The 1,991-nt window shown below is 71.4% G+C and carries 2 protein-coding genes; both read left to right on the plus strand.

From position 1 onward, the window contains the following. The first annotated feature begins 34 nt into the window (after positions 1 to 34). Positions 35 to 1,315, plus strand: coding sequence for an arylsulfotransferase family protein (locus ACFR9S_RS01220; RefSeq protein WP_379817820.1), 1,281 nt, complete (start codon positions 35 to 37; stop codon positions 1,313 to 1,315). Further along, positions 1,312 to 1,991: glycosyltransferase family 39 protein (locus ACFR9S_RS01225; RefSeq protein WP_379817822.1), on the plus strand; the 680-nt coding region annotated here is incomplete at its 3' end. The genes ACFR9S_RS01220 and ACFR9S_RS01225, both read left to right, overlap by 4 nt.

Here is a 1,991-nt window from a genome sequence, read left to right on the forward strand (position 1 = left end):
CGGCTACGTCGAGAGCGAACGCACGAACGACCGCGTGACCGGCGACCCCGCCGTCGAGCAGGCGTTCCGGTCCGGGAGCGACGAGGCCGTCGTCGGGGAGCGAAACGACATCACCGTCGTCGCGACGGACTCCAACGCGTTCGTCAGCGACGAGAGCGACGCGCCGCGGGCACAGGCGGAACTCGCGGCCTTTGCCCCCGACGGGAGCGTCTACTACTACCAGAACGACCACACGCGCTACTGGGACGTGGACCCCGTCGAGGGCACCAGCCACACCGTCGAGTTCGTCTACGCCGACCACCTCGACGCCGACGAGTGTGACGGCTCGGTCTGTACCCGGAACGGGATCGAGCGCGTCAACCTCACCACGGGCGAGCGGACCGACGTGTTCAGCCGGGTCACGGCCGGCAAGCACTCCACGCGCTGGCACGACGCTGACCGTATCGACGAGGATCGGCTGCTCGTCGCCGACATCGCCGAGGACCGCGCGTTCATCGTCAACACGACGACGGGGCTGATCGAGTGGTCGTGGGCGGCACAGGCCGACTACCCAGTGTCGAGCGGCGGCCCGTTCCCGGAGGACTGGACCCACATCAACGACGTGGAGCACGTCGAGATCGACGGGCAGGAAGCGGTGATGGTCAGCCTCCGGAACCAGGATCAGGTTGCGTTCGTCGGGATGGACGGCGAACTGCTGGAGAACTGGACGCTCGGCTCCGACGGCGACCACGCGACGCTGTACGAGCAGCACAACCCCGACTTCATCCCCGCGGAGCGGGGCGGCCCGGCGCTGCTCGTCGGCGACTCAGAGAACGGCCGGATCGTCGAGTACCAGCGCGAGGACGGCGAGTGGGTCGAGTCGTGGACGTGGGCCGACCAACGGATGCAGTGGCCCCGCGACGCCGACCGCCTCCCGAACGGCCACACGCTGATCACCGACTCCAACGGCGACCGCGTGGTCGAGGTCGACCGCGAGGGCGAGATCGTCTGGTCGGCTGACGTGGGGTTCCCCTACGAGTCCGAGCGGCTCGGCACCGGCGACGAGAGCGCGGGCGGGGAGAGTGCGGCGTCGCTGGGACTCGAGAGCCACCAGCCCGCCCCGGCGAACGCGTCGCTGCTCGATCGCGTCCAGAACGCGCTGCCGCCGGCGATCGGGAACGCGATCTCCTACGCCTTCCCGCGCTGGGTCGGCCTGCTGGAGGGGAGCGCGGTGGTCGTCCTGCTCGGGAGCCTGCTGCGCTGGGCGACGCTGGAGTACCGCTGGCGCGACCATACGGTGGCGTTCCGCTCGCCGATCGAGATCCGCCGGAAATGATCCGACTGAGCGACCGATCCCCGATCACGCGCGAGGACGCCCCGTGGCTCGGCGCTGCCCTCGCGGCGGGGCTGCTCGCGGTCGTCGTCTACCTCGCGACCAACCCCTACCCCGCCTACGGCGCCGGGCTCTACCTCCGGATCGCCGACGCGATCGCCGCCAACGGCTACGCGCCGCCGGCCCGGATCGCGGGGTACACCGCCGAGGGTGTCCCCTTCGCCTACCCGCCGCTGCAGTTCTACGTCCTCGCGGTGCTGCTGGATCTCGGCGCCGATCCGGTCGCGCTGGCGCGCGTGCTCCCCTCGGTGGGCGTGCTGGCCGCGCTCGTCCCCGTCTATCTGCTCGCGCGGGACTACGCGGGCTCGCGACCCGCGGGCGCGCTCGCTGGCGTCGCCGTCGCGCTCAACCCCCAACTGCTCCAGTGGCACGTCTCCGCGGGCGGCGTGGTGCGGGCATTCGCATTTTGCTACGCGCTGACCGCGATCTACGCCGGCTACCGGGCGCTCGATCACGACTCGCGGCGGGCGGTCGCCGCCGGCGCGCTGGCGTTCGGCGCGACGGTGCTCACCCACCCGACCTACTCGCTGTTCGTCGTCGTCACCTCCGTCCTCCTGTGGGGCGTCCGCCACCGTTCAGTCGATGGGTTCGCCCGGAGCGCGGCGGTCGGCGTCGGGGG

The sequence above is a fragment of the Halolamina salina genome, from assembly GCF_042678005.1.
In the GTDB taxonomy this organism is placed as follows: domain Archaea; phylum Halobacteriota; class Halobacteria; order Halobacteriales; family Haloferacaceae; genus Halolamina; species Halolamina salina.